We start from the raw sequence: 20,054 nt of genomic DNA, 5'->3' as shown, positions 1-20,054 counted from the left end.
GTGTCTCCGTTGTTGTTGAAATCGTTATGCGTTGTGAAATCAGTCCGGCGACTCGACCAGACTGATCAGGTCGGCGCGGTGCTTAATGGACTGGGTGACCAAACTCACCGTGCTCTCGATCACGCCCGGGGTGGTCTCCAGCGTGAGACGCACCATGCTGAACAAATCCTCAAGGCTGCGTGCGGCGAGGATCACGTAGATGTTCGAGCTTCCGCTGATGGCGCTGACCTGACCGATCTCTTTGCGCTCCATGAGGTGCTTGAGCGCCTGCTTGATTCGGGCGGGCTCCACCTGGAGGTAGGCCATGGCGGCGATCTCGAAGCCGATCTTGCGGTAGTCACACACAGCGCCGATATGGATTTGCCGGTTCGTGAGCATGCGGTTTACACGCTCGCGAATGGTGCTGGCCGAAACGTCCAGCACCCGCCCGATCTCGCGGTTGCTGATACGTCCGTCGAGCTGCAGCTGGTGGATGATGGCATCGTCCAGCGGATCACCCTGAGGCTCGCCCAATGACAGGGCTGAACTCAGGACCACCACGTCGTAGCGGTACTTGTAGGCCTTGAGCGTCACGCAAGCATCTAGGCGAGCGACGCCCTCCACCTGCGCTATATGCTCTTGCAGCAAGGCCAGCAGGCCGTCGTTGTCCTCGACCAGCGCCGTGATGTGAATCTCGGGGCTGCCCATCATCAGCATCACCGACCCCGCGCCCGCAACAGCCGCGATGTCTGTCGCCACGTCCTGCGCAGAGCGTCCGCGTATCCAGACTCGGATGAAGCAGAACAGGCGCGTTTTCAGGTGCGCGACATTGCGCTGGGCCATGACCCGCATGACGTTGGCTTCGCTCAGCGCGTTGATGCGCGAAGTCACCGTCGCTTCGGTAATGCCAAGCGCCAAGGCAATCGTCTTGGCGGGACGCCGGCCGTCCTCGCGCAGTTGCCGGATGATGTCAAAGTCCAGGCCATCGGGCCGATGATTCTCCACGGTGCTTTCCTCGCCTCTAGGTTTCGTTGCGAAGAATATGTACCACACAGACTGCGCCGGCTCCGAGCATCTGGGCCATGGCGGTGCGGGCGCCCGGATGCTGGCGGCCTTGGGCTTCACCACGCAATTGGCGGGTGATTTCGCAGATCTGCCCAAGGCCGGTCGGGCCCAGAGGATGGCCCATGGCCAGCAAGCCACCCGAGGGGCTCACCGCGACCCGTCCGCCAATGTCGAAGGCACCGGAGCGCAACTCGGCCGCAGCCGTGCCGGGTGCGCACAAGCCCATTTGCTCGACATACAGCAGCTCTTCGACCGTGAAGGCATCGTGCATTTCGACAATGTCGAGCTGCTCCGGCCTGACATCGGCTTCGGCGTAGGCCTGCAGCACGGTTTCCTGAGTCAGTGCCGCATCCCAGCCGGTGGCATCGGGGTACAGGCGCTCGCTGCGCGCCGTGGAATTGAGCACGCGAGGTGCCCGCGGCGGCTCAATGCCGTAGCGGCGCAAGGCCTGCTCCGAGGCCACCAACACGGCAGCTGCGCCTTCGCCCACAGGGCAGCATTGCAGCGGAGTCAAAAAGCCCGCCACCGGATCGCCGCCCATGATCTCTTCGAGGCTGTAGGCTTGCTGCCGGTGCGCCCAGGGGTTGCGCGCGCCATTACCCAGATTCTTGACCGCAACCCGGGCGAAATCGGCTGCTGTAGCGCCGGACTCTGCCGCGTATTTTTCGGCTAACAGCGCGAAATGCGTGAAGGGTGACACGCGATCGCGCTCCAGCGAATCCAGTCCGTTGTGCGTCTGCCCGAGGGTCAGGGAGCGGGGTTTGTCCACGCCCACAGCCAAGGAAATTTCACTCATGCCTGCAGCGACGTCCATCACCGCATTGCGAAAGGCGGTAGAGCCTGAAGCCGAGGCATTTTCGACCTGCTGCATGGGAATGCCGGTGCATCCAAGGTGGCGCAGCATGGGACGGGCCGGCGACATGTCCAGCTGAGTGCTAGCCAGATAAGCCGATTCCACGGCGGGCCAGGCGATGCCGGCATCGGCCAGCGCGGCGCGCACGGCCGTGAGTCCGAGCTCCACATAGGAGGTTTGCGAGCGACGCTGATAGCGGTGGTTGCCGACGCCGATCACGTAGACCGGCCGCAGAGCGGAAAGTGCATTGCGCATGATTCAGCTCCCTTCCGGTGCAAAACGCAACTCGAGCGCAGCGCCCGGTCGCTTGCCTGCGATCAGAGTGCCGCACAGGCGCACGCCGATCTTGAGCCCGTTCGCGTGCTGCGGTGCCAGCGTGCCGCGCAGCAGCAGCCCGCTGTCCAGGCGGATTTCCGCCATGACGAACGGGGTGTCGATATCGGTGCCGTGGTGGCGGTGCACTTCGGCAAAAGAAATCAGCTCGCCAGTGGCCGGCAGGTCCACATCGGCCAGCGCCTCGCCATGCGCGCCACAGGCTTCGCAGCCATAGCTCTGTCGAGGAAAGCCGATCCGGCTGCATTGGGTACAGCGTGCGGCAAAGACCATCGGTGCGCCGCCCGGTGCAACTCCGTACAGGCTTGGGTGCGCCAGGGGCGCCTCGGATATCTCAATCATGGTCATCTCCTACAGGGGGGAGCGCTGCCTTGCGGGCGGGCTGAATTCACAAAAAACGAAAAGCTCAATACGACTTATTTTTTAAATATTACAACATGATTGCGTGGAAATACAAAAATATTAAAGTCCAAAACATGCATGTAACATTTTTATGTTTGTGTTTTGCTTGCAAAAAATAAAGACTCATGCCTAGAATTCTTCACGGGAAAGGCGGCCGCAAAAGCAGGCCGCGCTGACCCGGCGATGGAGACAAGCGGGCCCCGGCCCGCACCACCGTGTAAGCCCTGTGAAATCGATAAAAAATGATTCAAGGAGACATATGGGATACATCAAACGAGCAGCTCTCGCAGCCGCCTTCAGCGCTGCATTGATGCCAGCCTGGGCGGATGGCAATTCGATGCGCGACATCATGGGTTTGAAAGCTGTTGGCGGAGGCCCTGGCGTCTTCGGCGTCATCCCGGGCAAAAACATGCTCTCGCTGTATGGCACCGTGGATGCGGGGCTGGGTTACACCCGAGGCAACGGCAAAGGCCTGCTGCGCATAGAGAGCGGCAATGTCTTTGCATCCAAGTGGGGGATTTATGGTCAGGAAGACCTGGGCGGCCAGCTGACGGCGTTCTTCCGCCTGGAAAGCGCTTTCAATGCCGACAGCGGTACGGCACAGAGCCAGACCTCCTACTTCAACCGCGCGTCCTATGTCGGCTTGGCGAGCCCGCACTGGGGCAATCTGTCCTTGGGGCGGCAACTGAGCGGCGAAGGTGCGATGGCCATCGGCTCCGACGTGTTTCTGGCCAGCGCCCGCCACTCCATCTTTAGCTATCTGGCAGGCTATGCGGACCTGGGCTACGGCTCCTATGTCGATCTGGCACGGGTTAACAATTCCATTAGCTACACCACGCCTCAACTCGGGCCTTTCAGCGTGAATGCCTTTTATGCGTTCAAGAGCAATCCGACGGTAGGACCCCGAACCAAGAACGCCTCGGTCACTATCAGCTACCGCGATGCCACCAATATCGCGACAGCCTCCTACTCGCAAACCTACTGCGAAGCCAGTGCCAACTCCTCGACGCCTTGCCTGCGCGATGCCACGCAGGAGCCGACGGTGCGCACGGACAACGCCCTGCTGACCTATCTGCACGATTTCGGCAGCTTCACCGGCTCTGCGGCCTATCTGTGGAATCGGCCGCGCTTTGCGGGCAACTTCTCATCCCAGATGCTGACGCTGGGCGCGGAAAAACGCGTTGACCGTCATCTGCTGCGCGCCAGCATTGGCTACCGCGACACGACCCAGCCAGGCAACCACGCCTGGGGCATGACGCTGGGAGAAGACTATTACTTCTCCAAGCGCACCTCACTTTATGCGCGCGTGGGCTTTGTCAAGAACGGGTCCAAATCCGCACAGACCTACAACTTCGATAGCGCCAATGCATTCCCGTTGCCAGCCGTGAACAAGTCCGTGGTGTCCACCTCCATTGGAATTACCCACCATTTCTAAACTCTGAGGCCGGACTGCGGTCCGGCCGAAAGCGGGGGAACACCTATGACCATGTCCATCGACGCAAGCATCAATGCGCCTGCGGCCACAGCGCCTGCGCGCAAATCCAATTTCAAACTGATTCTTTCGACCTCCCTGGGCAGCGGCCTGGAGGTCTATGACAACACCATCTTCAGCTATTTCGCCATCGTCATCGGCCAGCAGTTCTTTGCACCAGCCGGCGATTACGGCGCCTTGATGCTGTCAGTGGCCGTGTTTGCCGTCGGCTTTCTGATTCGTCCGCTGGGCAGCCTGTATTTCGGCAGCATGGCGGATCGCCATGGTCGCAAGAAGACGCTGTTCGTGACCATCATGCTGATGGCCCTCGGGGTATTGCTGATCACCATTTGCCCGCCCTACAGCCAGATCGGCATTGCCGCGCCCATCATCTTGCTGGTGGGCCGACTGCTGCAGGGATTCTCGCTGGGTGGCGAGTTCGGCGCAGCGACCACGCTGGCCATGGAGTCCAGTTCAACAGGCTCGCGCGGCCATGTGGTCAGCTGGCAAACCGCATGCCAGGGGGCTGCGACGTTGGCCGGCGCACTGGTCGCATTCTTGCTCACCAAGTACATTCCGCCCGAGCAGTTCCAGTCCTGGGGCTGGCGCATAGGCTTTGCCATCGGCCTCAGCATTGCGCCCGTGGGCCTGTACATCCGCGCGCAGATGTCGGAGACGCTGGATACCACCCGCAGTGCCGCAGCCACGCCGCTGACCGATCTGTGGAAAGGTTATCGCCGCCCGGTGGTGCTGGGCATCCTGATGATGCTGCTCAACTCGTCGATGCTGTACATCGTGGTGCTGTACATGCCGACTTATCTGATGCAGCAGCTGCACTTCCCAAGTTCCACCTCCTACCTGACCAGCATTGTCGCCAGTGCCGTGCTGCTGGTTGTCGTGCCGTTCTCGGGAATGCTGGCCGACCGCATGCAGCGGCGCAAGCCCATCCTGCTGGTCACCATGTTGTTGCCGCCGCTGCTGGTCTATCCGCTGTTCAGCATGCTCACGGGCACGCAGGCCTTGTGGGAAGCCTTGCTGCTGCTGGGCGGCATGATGGCCATCGTCTCGATGGGCAGTGGCGCCTTCCTGCTGCTGCTGCTGGAAGCCTTTCCCGTGAAAGTGCGGGCCAGCGCACTGAGCATCATCTACAGCTTCGGCGTCTCCGTGGTCGGCGGCTGCGCCCAGTTGCTGGTTACCTGGCTGATCCGCGTCAGCGGAGACCCGCTGGTGCCGGCCTGGTTCCTGATGGCATGTGGCGCGATTTCGTATACGGCGCTGCTGCTGTTCCGCGAGCACAAGGCACGCTGACCAACAGAATCCCCGTCCTGCGCCCTCGCGTGCAGGATCCCAGGTTGGCGCTGTCTATCGCCCGCCTTTCTTACATTGGAGGAGGCTCCCTATGCAAGCCAGCACCGTCATTTTCAGTGCTCGAAAAATCATCACCATGAATCGCAGCCGCCCCGAAGCGACCCATGTCGCCGTGCGCGACGGTCGCATCCTGGCGGTTGGCAGCCGCGATGAAGTCAGCGGCTGGGGCCCGGCAACATGGGACGACCGCTTCGCCGACAAGGTGCTGATGCCGGGCTTCGTCGAAGGCCACGCCCATTTGCTCGAAGGCAGTATGTGGGAGCACATCTACGTCGGCTATTTCGACCGCCGCGACCCCAGTGGCAAGGTCTGGCCGGGACTGCAATCCATCGATGCAGTGGTGGCGCGGCTGGCGGCGGCCCAGGCGGAACTGAACGACCCACAGCGGCCGCTGATTGGCTGGGGTTTCGATCCCATTTTCTTCGGCGATGAACCGCGCATGACGGCTCGGGACCTGGACCGTGTGTCGCGCGAGCGCCCGGTGGTGGTGCTGCACATGAGCAACCACCTACTCAACGTCAATCGCGCCACGCTGGCCGCCGTGGGCATGGGCAGTCACACGGCCATTGAAGGCGTTCCCAAGGATGAAAGTGGCGAGCCCACGGGCGAGTTGCAGGAGTTCGCTGCCATGTTTCCGGTGCTCCAGCTGCTGAGTGAAAAAGCCGGTTTCAGCCTGGGCGAGAACAAGGACACGGCCTGGAATTTCGCGCACGTCGCGCGGCGGGTTGGCATCACAACATCGACCGATCTGGCCAACCCCCTGAGCGAGAGCGGTGTGGCGCATCTGCGCGCCGCCACCGATGACCCGGCCTTTCCTATCCGCCTGCTGCCGGCCTTCGCACCTATGCTGTTCAAGGGCGAGGAGGGACCGGCCCATCTAAAAGCGGTCTGCGCGCACAACTCGGACAAGCTGCGTTTCGGTCTGGTGAAGCTGGTGTTGGACGGCTCCATTCAGGGTTTTACCGCACGCCTGCGCTGGCCGCATTACTACCAGAATCCGGGCAACACCGGCTCCAGCGGCAACGGCCTGTGGCTGCTGCCACCGTCCCAGCTTGCCAGCCAATTGGCGAGCTACCACAGCGAAGGCTTCCAGGTGCATATGCACACCAATGGCGACGAAGCCTCCGAAGTGGCCATTGGCGCGGTCTCGCAGGTGCTGGCTCTGCACCCGCGCCAGGGCCATCGGCATACGCTGCAACATGCCCAGATGGTGGATGGAGCCCAGCTCGCGCGCATGGCCGAGCTGGGTCTGTGCGCCAACTTCTTCAGCAACCATATCTATTACTGGGGCGACGCCCACTATGCCAAGACCATGGGTCCGGAGCGGGCGCAGCGCATGAACCCCGCAGCGAGCGCCTTGCGCTGTGGCGTGCCTTTCGGCATGCACTCGGATGCACCGGTGACGCCGCTGGGGCCTTTGTTCACCGCCTGGTGTGCGACCAGCCGGCTGACCCTGTCGGGGCGTGTGCTGGGTGAGAGCGAGCGCATTAGTGTTGCGGATGCCTTGCATGCCATCACGCTGGGCACGGCCTGGACGCTCAAGATGGACCATGAAATCGGCAGCATCGAATGCGGAAAGTTCGCAGATTTTGCAGTGTTGGAAGACGACCCGCTGGTCGTGGCTCCCGAACGGCTCAAGGATGTGCGGGTTTGGGGCACGGTACTGGGTGGGCGCGTCATGCCCGCGCATCAGGCATGACGGCCGCTCTGCATTCCAGCGTCACCGACCTGACGGTGATCGGCGGCTTTCTTGGCGCGGGCAAGACCACGCTGCTCAACCATATCCTGAGCAGCGGTTTGAGCGAGCGCACCACGCTGTTGATCAACGATTTCGGCAGCGTGAACATCGACGCGGACGCGATTGCCTGGCGGTCTGGAGACGTCATACAGCTGACCAATGGCTGCATGTGCTGCAGCGTAGGAGGCGACTTTTCCCAGGCGCTGCTGCGTGTCATGGAACAGCCGCCCGAGCGCATCATCATCGAAACCAGCGGCGTCTCCGATCCTTGGAAAGTTGCCCAGGTCGGCCTGATAGGGCCGCGCCTGCGACTGGACGCCGTGATCGTGCTGGTGGATGCCGCATCCGTACGCCAGCATGCGCGGGACCGCTATGTCGGAGAGGTCGTTTTGAGCCAACTGCGCTCCGCCGACATGCTGGTGCTGAACAAGACCGATTTGATCAGCCCGGCAAAGCGCAGCGAACTGCACGCCTGGCTGGCCGAAACCGCACCACGTGCCCCCATCCTGAATGCCGTGAACGGCGCGCTGCCGTTGGACTTGCTGCTTCACACGCCGCAGGAGAGGGGGCACGGGCGCAGTGCACGCTTGGGTCAGCCTGGATCTTGGCAGGTCAAGCGACACGATACGGCATTTTTTCGCTGGCAATGCCTGGATCGGGGCCTGCTAGATGCTCAACGCCTGCAAGAGCAGCTCGACAAGCTGCCCGCTGAAGTCCTGCGTATCAAAGGCTTTGTGCGTCTGTCCAACGCGCCCGAGCAATGGCAAATGCTGCAATGGGCCGGCCGGCGCTGGCAGTTGACGCCTGCGCCTGAATATCGTGCCGGCGACGAAGCGCAGTTGGTGGCCATTGGCATGCCCGCAGATTTCGACCTCCGGGTGCTGGACCAGGCGTTTGCGCGGGCACGGGCGCAGTAACCTTCAGCACCTCAGGTGCAGTAGTGACTCGGGAAATGGACCGGTAAAAGTGGCGGAGCTCAACTGCGCAACTACACGCCATTGCGACTGCATGCATCTTTCATTTGAGCTCAGAAAAAGCTAGTTAAACAGTTTCACGTTCTCTAAACAACGATTCTTCAAGGAGATCATTAAATGGGCCGTCTGGAAGGAAAAACTGCCATTATCACGGGCGCGGCGAGTGGCATTGGCCGCAGCTCAGCATTGCTGTTCGCTCGCGAGGGCGCTAATGTTGTAATCGCAGACATTGATCACGAGGGTGCTTGCAAAGTTGCGGAGGAGATTGCAAACACCAATGGACGCGCTATCGCGGTGCGTACCGATGTGACCGAGGAACAAAGCATGTTGGCGATGATCGACATGGCCTTGTCCGCCTTCGGGAGCATCAACATCCTCTACAACAATGCGGGAGGTTCCACTCCGCGAGACAGCAATGTGGTCGACGCACCCGTTGACGAGTTCTGGCGAGCCATCAAGCTTGACCTCTGGGGTACTTTCCTCGGTTGCAAACTTGTCATTCCTCACATCGTCAGGGCGGGAGGAGGAGCCATCATTAATACAACTTCGAACGTGGCGTTGATTGGCTGTCCCGGCGTGGATTGCTATACCGCCGCCAAAGGAGGTGTCGCGGCACTCACACGCTCCCTTGCTGTTGAGTTTGCCTCCAAGCGTATTCGTGTCAACGCCATTGCGCCAACTATAACGATGACGCCACGCGTGGCCGAGCGAATCAAGACGGCCGTCGGAGCAAGTGGACATGCCTCACGAAATCATCTGGGCCTCGCTTACCCTGAAGATATTGCGCTCACTGCGCTCTATCTAGCATCAGACGACTCTCGTATGACGACTGGTTCGATTCAAGCGCCAGATGGGGGTTCCACGATCTCATGAGCCAAGGATGGTCTGCATAAACGAATGCAAGCCTGGTAGTGCTTGGATGGGTCTCTTGACCCACACTTCATCACACCCAAGATGCCCGCATTTCGCGGGCATCTTATCTTTTAGACCACCCTCATCGGCTTGGATGAGGTGGTTCACCAGCAAGCGAGCACGAGCCATCCACCAGTTCGACAGGGCAGTATGCAACTGCAGGGTGTTTTTTCTTAAACCGGCGTTATTGCATAAACTAGTCCGCTTGAGCCGGTAGGCTCGCTGCATGAGCAAACTCCGCAGTTCCAGCCCCTGCTACCGCACCATCAACTGGTCCAGCTACAACGCCGCTTTGAAGTCACGGGGCTCGTTGACCATCTGACTCGACAAACGCGGGCGAGGCCCGAAGTTCTCGGATGCTGCCATTCATTTTTGCTTGACCATCAAGAACCTCTGTTCGGCTGCCAAGCCATGGGCATGGTGGAGTCCCTTTTGCATTTGTCAGGACTGCTCTGGCCCGTACCGGATTTCAGCACAGTTTGCCGCCGCCAGCGTAGTCTCCAATTCCATGTGCCGTACTTGATGGTGCTGCAGTTACTCGGGAAGTGAATAGTCCAATGACCGGTAAAAGTGGCCGCACTCATCGATCGACCATAACGGGATGACGGCTAACAGCTGAAGCAGTCGGTCAAGCTGGTGTCACGACCGACTGCTTTTGGCCGAGAGCCGCTCTTCCTCGTCAGGTCACTGGCGGACCGCAACCGCTGCACACCGGTTATCTGTAGTCAAAGTTCGGGGGACAGCAATGGGGCGTTTTCAGCCGTCCACGCGTTACCGGATTTCCAATTGCAGTGACTGCCGCGCTATCTATGGCGGCTTACGCACCCAATGGCGCAAGAAATCGTCTATGCCTCACGCACGCGGCGCGAATGCAATCATGCCCATGCCCAGCAGGCAAACGGCCACCCCGCCCATATCCCAGGCCGTGGGCTTGATGCCATCGACCAGCCACAGCCACACCAGGGCCACACTCACGTACACGCCGCCGTAAGCGGCATAGACACGGCCGGCGGCGGCCGGGTGCAGGCTTAGCAGCCAGACAAACGCCACCAGGCTGGCTGCCGCAGGCAGCAGCAGCCAGGCACTGCCGCCCTGCTTGAGCCAGAGCCAGGGCAGATAGCAGCCCACGATCTCGGCCACGGCGGTAAGAGCAAAAAGCAGCAGGGTTTTAACTTCGGTCACAGATCGGCAGGGTTCTGATTACAGGGGCAGGTATTGTGCCTGCGCTGCGCCAGGCACACGGCCCCAGAGGTCACCATCGAATCCGTCAGGCAACCGACTCGGTTCCCGATGCCTGCGCTGCAGACATGGCAGGCCCACCCGCCACAACATCGGCGGCCGTATGCATGCAGGGCTTGAGAGACTCATGAGCGCGCGCATTGCGCACCAGTTCTTCAAATGCGGCAACGGCCACCGGCGGGCTCATCAGATAGCCTTGCCATGCGTGGCAGTTGATATCGGCCAGAAAACGGCATTGCTCCTGGGTTTCCACACCTTCGGCAATCACGTGCAGGCCCAGGCTGGCGGCCAGCGCCACAATCGTGCGGGCAATCGAGGCATCGTTGGGATTGCTCAGCACATCGTGCACAAAACTGCGGTCGATCTTCAACTGGTCCAGCGGTAAACGCTTCAAATACGAGAGCGACGAATAGCCGGTGCCAAAGTCATCTAGCGAAAAGCCTATGCCGTGGGATTTGAGCCTGACCATTTTCGCCACCGTGTCGTCCACATCGGTGAGCAGCAGCCCTTCCGTCAGTTCCAGCTTGAGCAGCCTGGGGTCCGCGCCGTGCTCGGCCAATGCAGTCAGCACGCGCTGCACAAAATCTCGCTGGTGAAACTGTTTGGGGCTGACATTGACGGCCAGCGTCATCTGGGCAAAAGCGGGTTGGCGCGCCCAGGATGCGAGCTGCTGGCAGGCCTTGCGCAACACCCAGTCGCCCAGGGTCAAAATAAAGCCGGTTTCTTCCGCCAGCGGCACAAACTCGCCGGGAGAAACATAACCGCGCTGCACATGCTTCCAGCGCAGCAAGGCTTCTGCCCCCACCACCTGACCGCTCTCGACCTGAGGTTGATAGAAGAGCTCGAACTGCTGCTGCTCCAGCCCTTCGCGCATGTCCTGCTCCAGCGAACGGCGCAACTGCAAGGCCGTCTGCAACTGGGGGTCGAAAAACTGCACCATATTGCGGCCCAGGCCCTTGGCCTGGTACATGGCCATCTCGGCACGACGCAGCACCTCGCTCGCATTCAAGGCCTTGCCACCGAACTGGCTGATCCCCATGCTGACAGTGACATGGTGCTGCACGCCGTCCACCCTGAGGGGAACGCGCAGCCTCTCCATCAGGTGCTGGGCATGCGACTCCAGACGCGAAGCTGCGGCCACGGGGTCGTCGCCCAGATCATCCAGAATCACCACAAAGTCATCACCGCGCTGGCGCGCTACCGTGGCGCCGGCGGGAACACCGGCCTGCAGCCGCTCACCCAGACTGCGCAGCACGGCATCGCCATGCGCCTGGCCGAAGTTTTCGTTGAAGCTCTTAAGGTTGTCTACATCCAGCACCAGAGCACCGCCAAAGCCGTTGCGGCGCTGCACGGCCACCAGGGCATGCTGCATGCGATCTTCCAGCAGACGGCGATTGGGCAAACCGGTCACAGGGTCATAAAACACCAGTTGTTTGACTTCCTGCTCGGCGGCCTTGCGTTCACTCTGGTCCTGCAAGACCATCAAACAGCCTTCATCGAGCAAAACGCCACTCAAGGCCACAGCCCGGCGCTGGCCATCATTGCCCAGCAGCAGCACTTCCTGCGTGGCCACATGGCAAACTGTCGGTTCGGCGCTGGTGGCATTCAGAGCCGCCCTGGCCTTGCCGGTGGCGTTCTTCCAGCGCTGACGTATGCGCTCGCGCGCAGCTTGATTGTCAAACATGCGCTGCCACCACTGGTCGCTGCTCGCATCGGGCCGGCTGGCATTGCCGGCCAGACGCAAAAATTCCTCGTTCCAGTACACCAGCCGCCCATCGTGCGCTTCCATCACCAGGCCCACGGGCAGGCGCTGCATGAGGCGACGCAGTTGCCGGTGGCCTTGCTGTTCCAGCTGCTGCAATCGCTTGCGCTCGCTGATGTCCTGCACCCAGGCCAGGATCTGGCGCGGCTGCTGCAAGCCGATCAGCGAGACATTCACTTCCACCCAGACCTGGCTGCCGTCCTTGCACTCCAATACGTGCTCGCCCCGAATATCGCGTATCTCGCCTGCTATCAAGGCCTTGAGCAAACGCAAAAATTCGCCGCGCTCCTGCGGCATGCACAGGTCCAGAGCACTGCGCTGCAGCAACTCGTGCGCTGCATAACCGGTCAGCGAGCAATAGCGCTGATTGACGCTCAGCACCTGCAAACTGATGCTGTCGACCTGCACCACGCCCAGTGCGGCCTGCTCGCACAGATCCTGAAAGCGGGCATCGCTGTCGCGCATGGCACGGGTATTGCGCCTGAGCCTGGCATGCCAGGGCTCGCGCCGCTGCAACCAAAGTGCCACCAAAGCCGTCGCCAACACGCTGGCCAACGCCCCCAGTAACAAAACAGCCCAGGGCAAAAGCCGCAGATGGGCACTGCTCCCAATGGCACGGAAAACCACCCAGCTGCCAGCCGTGCTGACGCCCATGCCGACCAGCAGCACGACCCAAGCAGGCCAAGGCAAGCGCGGCATCAACGACGGGTTGGAATCCAAAGAAGGCATGGAAGGTGAGCAGAAACTGGAATGCCGAAACAAATGCAGACCACCGGGGGGGCAAACCGCCATCGCACCGGGTCCATCAGTCATCCCAAATTTTGTAGGATAAAACCCACGAAAACGGCTGCTGAAGCCATGAGGACCCGGCGCGTGACCGAGGTCCAGCCAGACATCGCACAAGCAGAACCGACAAGGCCGCATGCGCTATCTCGTTGCTGACGGACGCACAAGCATCGGACAAGGTCACAAAAATGGCATGACAAAGGTCAATTTTTGTCAAACAAATGGATGGTTTACCGCTGGTTCATGAATAAGTTGGATTTTGTGTGTTTTACACAACAAAAAATGCTTTATCTCGGCATCCAGACCCCTTGAGTGACCTGATTTATCCACCCTGCTCACAATGTCCACATGCCAGCACGCAAAACCTTGCTCATCGTCTATCACTCGCTCACCGGCGGCACCCTGCAGATGGCGCAGGCGGCACGTGCCGGTGCCGAGCAGGAAGACGGCATTGCCGTGCACATGCTGCGCGCACCCGAAGCGGGCCCTACCGAAATGCTGGCGGCCGACGGCTACCTGTTTGCCACGCCCGAAAATCTGGCCGCCGTCAGCGGTCTGATGAAGGACTTTTTTGACCGCAGCTATTACGGCGCTCTGGATCGCATACAAGGCCGGCCATATGCCAGCCTGATCTGCGCCGGCAGCGACGGCCACAATGCCGCAAGGCAGATTGAGCGCATTGCCACCGGCTGGCGGCTCAAGCCCGTGGCCGAGCCACTGATCATCTGCACTCACGCGCAAACGCCCGAAGCCATACTGGCCCCCAAACACATTTCTACCGCCGATCTGCAACTCTGTCAGGAGCTGGGCCAGGCTTTTGCCACAGGTCTGGTATTGGGAGTGTTCTGACTCTGGTATTAACTTCATAGCGCAAACCGTATGATGAATATCGGCTCAAGGCAGTTCTGAATCGAAAAACCGTCGCCTGTTCAGACAAATCGGCTGCTCGCAGCCGCACCAGATTTTGTATATGCAAGATACGGGCCAGCTGGCCTGCCATCTGTCTATCCAGTCTGATGCGCCGGATCTAGGAGCAATTCATCCATCCAAAGCCCCATAGGGCACAAAGCCGCTTTCGTTTTCGTTGACACGCAGCGGCTTGCCCACGAACGGAAAGGCACGCTGCGGACAGGCGCTGCGCTCGCACACCTTGCAACCCATGCCTATGGGCGTGGCCGCCTCCAGATTGCGCAGATCAAGCCCCTTGGAATACACCAACCGCGCGGCATGCTGCAAATCGCAGCCCAGGCCTATGGAGAAGGTCTTGCCCGGCGCCCCCCATCCCTGGCCCGGGTGGGTGATGGTGCGGGCAATCCACAGATACACCCGCCCGTCGGGCATGGACGCGAGCTGCGGCACGATGCGCCCCGGCTGGGTGAAGGCCTCGTACACCCCCCACAACGGGCAGGTGCCGCCCGTCTTGGAAAAATGAAAATGCGTGGCCGACTGGCGCTTGCTGATGTTGCCCGCACGATCCACCCGGATAAAAAAGAAAGGCACGCCAGGTGCCTGCGGCCGCTGTAGGGTGGACAGGCGGTGGCACACGGTTTCAAACCCCACGTCAAAACGCCGGGCCAGCAGATCGATGTCGTACTGCAGACTCTCGGCGGCCTGCAGAAACACGCCATAAGGCAGGATGAACGCGCCGGCCACATAGTTGGCCAGGCCCATGCGCGCCAGACGGCGCGTGGCTTCGTCCTGTGCCGACATGGGCCAGAGCGTCGATTGCAGCTGCTCTTCAATCAAGCTCTCGAACTCCAGCAGCGCCAGCTGGGTCGCTAGTTGAAACGCCTGCTGAGCCGGGCGCAGCTGGGAGGCCACATAAAGCGTGCGCATGGCGGCATCAAAGCGGCGGTGGCTGTGCTGACTCGCGCTCGCATCGCTGCCGCGCTGCAGCTGCACCCTGTGTCGCAGCTGCAGCCGGTTTTGCAGCCATTCCTGCAGGCTGGTGCCTGACACGGCACTGTCTTGCCTGGCTTGCTGGGCCAGGGTTTCGGCTGCGCGGTCCAGCGTATCAAAGTAGTTGCGGTGGGCAAACACAAAATCACGCACAGCTTCAAAAGGCATTTGTCGCACGGGCTCGGCCAACAGCGGCTTGCTGCCGTCTTCAAGCTCGGAACGCCCGTCGCCCAGGCGCGCGGTCAGCGCCTCCAGCCTCTGGGCATCGGCCAGCTGACGTTGGTGCATGGCCAGCAATGCCTGGGCCAGATGCGGCAGCTTGGCCGCCACCTCCCGCAGCTCGGGCAGGGGCACGGCCGCTTCGGGCAGGGGCATGGCGGCCAGCGCATCGCGCAGCTGGGCCAGGAGGCGCGCCTCCTGGTCTTCCGAGAACTGCTGAATATCCACACCCAGCACCTTGTGGATCTTGAGCAGCACCGGCACCGTGAGCGGGCGCTGATCCTGCTCGATCTGGTTCAGATAGCTGGGCGAAAGCTCCAGCGCCTGGGCCAATGCCGCCTGTGTCATGCCACGCTCGGCACGCAGGCTGCGCAGGCGCACGCCCATGAATGTCTTGGCCACCATGTCTCCTGAAAAATTCGCAAACTTTGCAATTCATGGTTTTTTCATTCGCAAGATTTCGCCAATTCAGCTCTATCTCTGCACCATGTGTTTGCGTAGATTGCGAATTATGGCAGACAAGACTGCCTTCCATCCATCTTCAAGGAGACCCCGCATGAGCACTCTGAGCGAACCCGGCACACAAACTTCCAGCACGGCACAGCTGCTGGCCACCTCGGCAGCCGCCTTCAAGCCCAAGAAGTCCGTGGCGCTGTCCGGCGTAACGGCAGGCAATACCGCGCTGTGCACCGTGGGCAAGACCGGCAACGATCTGCACTACCGCGGCTATGACATTCTGGACATCGCCGAAGTCTGCGAGTTTGAAGAAATCGCCCATTTGCTGGTCCATGGCAAGCTGCCCACGCAGGCCGAACTCAAGGCATACAAGTCAAAGCTCAAGGCCTTGCGTGGCCTGCCCGGCAGCGTGAAGACCGCGCTTGAGCAGTTGCCTGCCGCCAGCCACCCCATGGATGTGATGCGCACCGGCGTCTCCGCCCTGGGTTGTGCCCTGCCCGAAAAAGACGACCACAACCTGCCGGGTGCACGCGACATCGCCGACCGCCTGATGGCATCGCTGGGCAGCATGCTGCTGTACTGGTACCACTTCAGCAACTCGGGCCGCAGGATTGAGGTGGAGACCGACGACGACTCCATTGGCGGCCACTTTCTGCAGCTGCTCCACGGTACCAAGCCCTCCCCAAGCTGGGTTCGCGCCATGCACACCTCGCTCAATCTCTATGCCGAGCACGAGTTCAACGCCTCCACCTTCACCGCCCGCGTGGTAGCCGGCACGGGCAGCGATATGTATTCCGCCATCACCGGAGCCATTGGCGCGCTGCGCGGCCCCAAGCATGGCGGCGCCAACGAAGTGGCGTTTGAAATCCAGAAACGCTATGACAACCCCGCCGAGGCGGAGGCCGATATCCGCCGCCGCGTGCAGGCCAAGGAAGTGGTGATCGGTTTCGGCCACCCGGTCTACACCGTCAGCGACCCACGCAACGTGGTCATCAAGGGCGTGGCCAAGCAACTATCGGACGAGGCCGGCAGCACCAAGATGTATGACATTGCCGCACGGCTGGAGTCGGTGATGTGGGAAGTGAAAAACATGTTCCCCAATCTCGACTGGTTCAGCGCCGTCAGCTACCACCTGCTGGGCGTTCCCACGGCCATGTTCACCCCGCTGTTCGTGATCGCGCGCACCAGCGGCTGGGCGGCGCACATCATCGAGCAGCGCCAGGACAACAAGATCATCCGCCCCAGCGCCCACTACACCGGGCCGGACGATCTGCAGTTTGTGCCCATCGCTGAGCGGCAATAAATTGCACCACTGAACTACGCCAACGAAAGCCGACAGAACAATGAGCACGCCCCCAAGCCAAAACCATAGCCACAACATCTACCGCCAGCCCCTGCCCGGCACCGCGCTGCACTACTACAACGCCCGCGCCGCCGTCGATGACATTCGCCCAGGCACCTGGGCCGCCCTGCCCTATACCAGCCGCGTGCATGCAGAGAATCTGGTGCGCCGCTGCGATCCGGCCATGCTGACCGAATGCCTGACGCAGATCGTGGAGGGCAAGCGCGAGCGCGACTTCCCCTGGTTTCCGGCCCGCGTGGTCTGCCATGACATTTTGGGTCAGACGGCGCTGGTCGATCTGGCCGGGCTGCGCGATGCGATTGCCAAACAAGGTGGCGATCCCGCAGCCGTCAATCCTGTCGTGCCCGTGCAGCTGATAGTGGACCACTCGCTGGCCGTGGAGTGCGGCGGCTACGACCCTCAGGCCTTCGCCAAGAACCGCGCCATTGAAGAGCGCCGCAACGAAGACCGCTTTCACTTCATAGACTGGTGCAAGCGCTCGTTCAAGAATGTGGAGGTGATTGCCCCGGGCAACGGCATCATGCACCAGATCAATCTGGAGCGCATGAGCCCTGTGATCCATGCTATCAATGGCGAAGCATATCCCGATACCCTGGTGGGCACCGACAGCCACACGCCCCATGTCGATGCGCTGGGCGTGATCGCCGTGGGCGTGGGCGGACTGGAGGCCGAAAACGTGATGCTGGGCCGCGCCTCCTGGATGCGCCTGCCCGAGATCATCGGCGTGCAACTGACCGGCAAGCGCCAGGCCGGCATTACCGCCACCGATATGGTCCTGGCCCTGACCGAGTTTCTGCGCCAGCAAAAAGTGGTGGGAGCCTATCTGGAGTTCCATGGCGAGGGTGCCAGAAGCCTGAGCATTGGCGACCGCGCCACCATCTCCAATATGGCGCCCGAGTATGGCGCCACGGCCGCCATGTTTGCAATTGACGAGCAGACCATAGACTATCTGCGCTTGACCGGCCGCGAGAGCGCCCAGGTGCAGCTGGTCGAGACCTATGCCAAGCAGGCCGGGCTCTGGGCCGAGGCGCTGGAAAACGCCGAGTACGCGCGCAGGCTGCGCTTTGATCTTTCCAGCGTGGTGCGCAATATGGCCGGGCCGTCGAACCCGCACGCCCGCGTGGCCACCAGCGAGCTGGCTGCCAAGGGCATTGCCGCCGCCTGGAGCGACACGCCGGGCCAGATGCCTGATGGGGCCGTCATCATTGCGGCCATCACCAGCTGCACCAACACCAGCAATCCGCGCAATGTGATTGCCGCAGGTCTTCTGGCACGCAATGCCCGCAACCTGGGCTTGAGCCGCAAGCCCTGGGTCAAATCCTCGCTGGCCCCGGGTTCCAAGACCGTGCCCCTGTATCTGCAGCAAGCCGGCCTGATGGGCGATCTGGAGGCCCTGGGCTTTGGCGTGGTGGCCTTTGCCTGCACCACCTGCAACGGCATGAGCGGCGCTCTGGACCCCGCCGTAGCGCAGGAAATCAGGGAGCGCGAGCTCTACACCACGGCCGTGCTCTCGGGCAATCGCAACTTTGACGGCCGTATTCACCCGCAGGCCAAGCAGGCCTTTCTGGCTTCGCCGCCGCTGGTCGTGGCCTATGCGATTGCGGGCACGATTCGCTTCGATATCGAAAACGATGTGCTGGGCCGGCACCAGGGCCGTGAAATCCGCCTCAAGGACATCTGGCCCAGCGACGAGGAAATCGACACCGTGGCCAAGGCCGCCGTCCGGCCCGAGCAGTTTCGCGCCGTGTACGAGCCCATGTTTGCCATCCAGGCCGACCACGGCCCCAAGGCGGAAGCGCTTTACGACTGGCGCCCGCAATCGACCTATATCCGCCACCCCCCTTACTGGGAAGGTGCTCTGGCCGGCGAGCGCCAGTTGCGCGGCATGCGCCCACTGGCCATATTGCCGGACAACATCACCACCGACCACCTCTCGCCCTCCAACGCCATCGAGCTGGACTCCGCCGCCGGTGAGTATCTGCACAAAATGGGTCTGCCCGAGGAAGACTTCAACTCCTATGCCACCCACCGCGGCGACCACCTCACGGCCCAGCGCGCCACGTTTGCCAACCCGAAGCTGTTCAATGAAATGGTGCTGGACGACGCCGGCAAGGTGCGCCAGGGATCGCTGGCCCGGGTCGAGCCCGAGGGCCGGGTCATGCGCATGTGGGAAGCGATAGAAACTTATATGCAGCGCAAGCAGCCGCTGATCATCGTGGCCGGGGCCGACTACGGCCAGGGCAGCTCCCGAGACTGGGCGGCCAAGGGCGTGCGCCTAGCCGGGGTGGAGGCGATTGTGGCCGAGGGCTTTGAGCGCATTCACCGCACCAATCTGGTCGGCATGGGCGTGCTGCCGCTGGAATTCCTTCCGGGAACGACCCGCCACACACTGGGGCTGAATGGCAGCGAAACCTTTGATGTCATTGGCCAACGCCGACCCCAGGCCGCGCTTACACTCCATATCCAGCGCACCTCAGGTGCCCGCACCGAGGTACCGGTACTCTGCCGCCTCGATACCGCGGAGGAGGTTTCGATTTATGAAGCCGGTGGCGTGCTGCAGCGCTTTGCCCAGGACTTCCTGACGGACAGCATTGCAGCCAAGTCCAGGTCAACGGCTGAACTTGTGAGCTAAGGAGCAGCCATGAACCAGGCACGCATACTGATTGTCACCCAGCCCCAAAGCCCGGTACGTCGTCGCTTGCGTGCCCAGATCAGCGCCTTAGGCCTGGATAAAGAGCTGGGCGATCGCATGTTCTCGCCAGATAACTGGCACCAAACCTGGTGTGGCCCGTTTGATTCCGGACAAGAAGCACTGCTCGCCTTGCTGGCCGCAGGCAATGCCGTCCAGGCGGCGCAACTGCGGGCCTTTGAGTTAAGCTTTAACCGCATTCGCGGCGAAGAAGGCGAGCACATTCACTGGTCCTTGTGTACCCGCGGGCGTCCCCAGCCTTTCGACCAGCTGCTGACAATGCTGCAGACCGAATCGGCATCTCACGGCTTCAAGGACGGCGGTCACAGACCGCATATCACCATCAGCTACAGAGCTCTACATGCCCTGCCCACTCGGCGTATCGACCCTGTTGACTGGCTGATCGACGAAATTCAGCTGGTCGAGCGAACCGGCACAGGCAAGCAGTTACGTTACCAGGTGTTGCATCGCTGGCCATTGGCTTCCGGCTCTCCGCCTCGTCCCCAACAACTGCGCCTGTTTCACTGACTCAAGGCTCAAGCCCTG

At 61.5% G+C, this 20,054-nt stretch carries 15 protein-coding genes and 1 pseudogene; 10 read left to right on the top strand and 6 right to left on the bottom strand.

Translation table 11 applies throughout. The annotated features are described in order from the left end of the window. Positions 1 to 39: 39 nt before the first annotated feature. The 3 genes from ACNAZA_RS04010 to ACNAZA_RS04000 are packed head-to-tail and all read right to left on the bottom strand — an operon-like array spanning position 40 to position 2,572. Complete coding sequence (locus ACNAZA_RS04010) at positions 40 to 984, bottom strand: Lrp/AsnC family transcriptional regulator (protein ID WP_415795141.1); 945 nt, start codon at positions 982 to 984, stop codon at positions 40 to 42. Positions 985 to 1,000: 16 nt separating this feature from the next. Beyond that, positions 1,001 to 2,152, bottom strand: coding sequence for a thiolase family protein (locus tag ACNAZA_RS04005; RefSeq protein ID WP_415795140.1), 1,152 nt, complete (start codon positions 2,150 to 2,152; stop codon positions 1,001 to 1,003). 3 nt (positions 2,153 to 2,155) lie between these two features. Then, entirely contained in the window at positions 2,156 to 2,572 is a 417-nt protein-coding gene (locus ACNAZA_RS04000; RefSeq protein WP_415795139.1) for a Zn-ribbon domain-containing OB-fold protein, read from the bottom strand. Positions 2,573 to 2,891: 319 nt separating this feature from the next. On the opposite strand from ACNAZA_RS04000, the gene ACNAZA_RS03995 reads away from it, so the two are divergent. The 6 genes and pseudogenes from ACNAZA_RS03995 to ACNAZA_RS03970 form a co-directional block, all read left to right on the top strand. Then, positions 2,892 to 4,067, top strand: a complete 1,176-nt coding sequence (locus ACNAZA_RS03995) for a porin (protein ID WP_415795137.1) — start codon at positions 2,892 to 2,894, stop codon at positions 4,065 to 4,067. A gap of 45 nt (positions 4,068 to 4,112) precedes the next feature. Continuing rightward, entirely contained in the window at positions 4,113 to 5,411 is a 1,299-nt protein-coding gene (locus ACNAZA_RS03990; protein ID WP_415795135.1) for an MFS transporter, read from the top strand. 91 nt (positions 5,412 to 5,502) lie between these two features. After that, a complete protein-coding gene (locus ACNAZA_RS03985) occupies positions 5,503 to 7,170 on the top strand; it encodes an amidohydrolase (protein WP_415795134.1) in 1,668 nt (555 codons plus the stop codon). Continuing rightward, positions 7,167 to 8,126, top strand: a complete 960-nt coding sequence (locus ACNAZA_RS03980) for a CobW family GTP-binding protein (RefSeq protein ID WP_415795133.1) — start codon at positions 7,167 to 7,169, stop codon at positions 8,124 to 8,126. The genes ACNAZA_RS03985 and ACNAZA_RS03980 overlap by 4 nt, the downstream gene beginning before the upstream one ends. 174 nt (positions 8,127 to 8,300) lie before the next feature. Continuing rightward, on the top strand, positions 8,301 to 9,056 hold the full coding sequence (locus ACNAZA_RS03975) for an SDR family NAD(P)-dependent oxidoreductase (RefSeq protein WP_120970347.1): 756 nt from the start codon (positions 8,301 to 8,303) through the stop codon (positions 9,054 to 9,056). Positions 9,057 to 9,321: 265 nt separating this feature from the next. Beyond that, a pseudogene (locus ACNAZA_RS03970) lies at positions 9,322 to 9,614 on the top strand (transposase); the annotation flags it as partial. 333 nt (positions 9,615 to 9,947) lie between these two features. Here the strand turns inward: ACNAZA_RS03970 and ACNAZA_RS03965 are convergent. Both ACNAZA_RS03965 and ACNAZA_RS03960 read right to left on the bottom strand, forming a co-directional pair. Beyond that, positions 9,948 to 10,277 (bottom strand): YnfA family protein, encoded by a 330-nt coding sequence (locus tag ACNAZA_RS03965; protein ID WP_415795131.1) that lies wholly within the window; start codon positions 10,275 to 10,277, stop codon positions 9,948 to 9,950. Between the two features lie 85 nt (positions 10,278 to 10,362). Beyond that, entirely contained in the window at positions 10,363 to 12,825 is a 2,463-nt protein-coding gene (locus ACNAZA_RS03960) for a putative bifunctional diguanylate cyclase/phosphodiesterase (protein WP_415795130.1), read from the bottom strand. Positions 12,826 to 13,230: 405 nt separating this feature from the next. Here ACNAZA_RS03960 and ACNAZA_RS03955 point away from each other — a divergent pair, with 405 nt between their 5' ends. Continuing rightward, the gene (locus ACNAZA_RS03955; protein ID WP_415795129.1) at positions 13,231 to 13,731 is read left to right on the top strand and encodes a flavodoxin family protein; all 501 of its coding nucleotides are present in this window, start codon (positions 13,231 to 13,233) and stop codon (positions 13,729 to 13,731) included. A gap of 189 nt (positions 13,732 to 13,920) precedes the next feature. Here the strand turns inward: ACNAZA_RS03955 and ACNAZA_RS03950 are convergent, their stop codons facing one another. Next, positions 13,921 to 15,402 (bottom strand): short-chain fatty acyl-CoA regulator family protein, encoded by a 1,482-nt coding sequence (locus ACNAZA_RS03950; protein ID WP_415795348.1) that lies wholly within the window; start codon positions 15,400 to 15,402, stop codon positions 13,921 to 13,923. A gap of 154 nt (positions 15,403 to 15,556) precedes the next feature. Between ACNAZA_RS03950 and prpC the strand changes: the two genes are divergently transcribed. The 3 genes from prpC to ACNAZA_RS03935 are packed head-to-tail and all read left to right on the top strand — an operon-like array spanning position 15,557 to position 20,036. Continuing rightward, positions 15,557 to 16,759 (top strand): bifunctional 2-methylcitrate synthase/citrate synthase, encoded by a 1,203-nt coding sequence (gene prpC / locus ACNAZA_RS03945; RefSeq protein ID WP_415795127.1) that lies wholly within the window; start codon positions 15,557 to 15,559, stop codon positions 16,757 to 16,759. A 40-nt stretch (positions 16,760 to 16,799) separates the two neighbouring features. Continuing rightward, positions 16,800 to 19,451 (top strand): Fe/S-dependent 2-methylisocitrate dehydratase AcnD, encoded by a 2,652-nt coding sequence (gene acnD / locus ACNAZA_RS03940; RefSeq protein WP_415795126.1) that lies wholly within the window; start codon positions 16,800 to 16,802, stop codon positions 19,449 to 19,451. A gap of 9 nt (positions 19,452 to 19,460) precedes the next feature. Then, positions 19,461 to 20,036 (top strand): 2'-5' RNA ligase family protein, encoded by a 576-nt coding sequence (locus ACNAZA_RS03935; RefSeq protein WP_415795125.1) that lies wholly within the window; start codon positions 19,461 to 19,463, stop codon positions 20,034 to 20,036. Positions 20,037 to 20,054: the final 18 nt, after the last annotated feature.

Origin of the sequence: Comamonas aquatilis (assembly GCF_965139575.1) — a bacterium.
Taxonomy (GTDB): Bacteria; Pseudomonadota; Gammaproteobacteria; order Burkholderiales; family Burkholderiaceae_C; genus Comamonas; species Comamonas aquatilis.
Note: the sequence above shows the minus strand (reverse complement) of the source record. Positions and strands in the feature narration are given on the sequence as shown.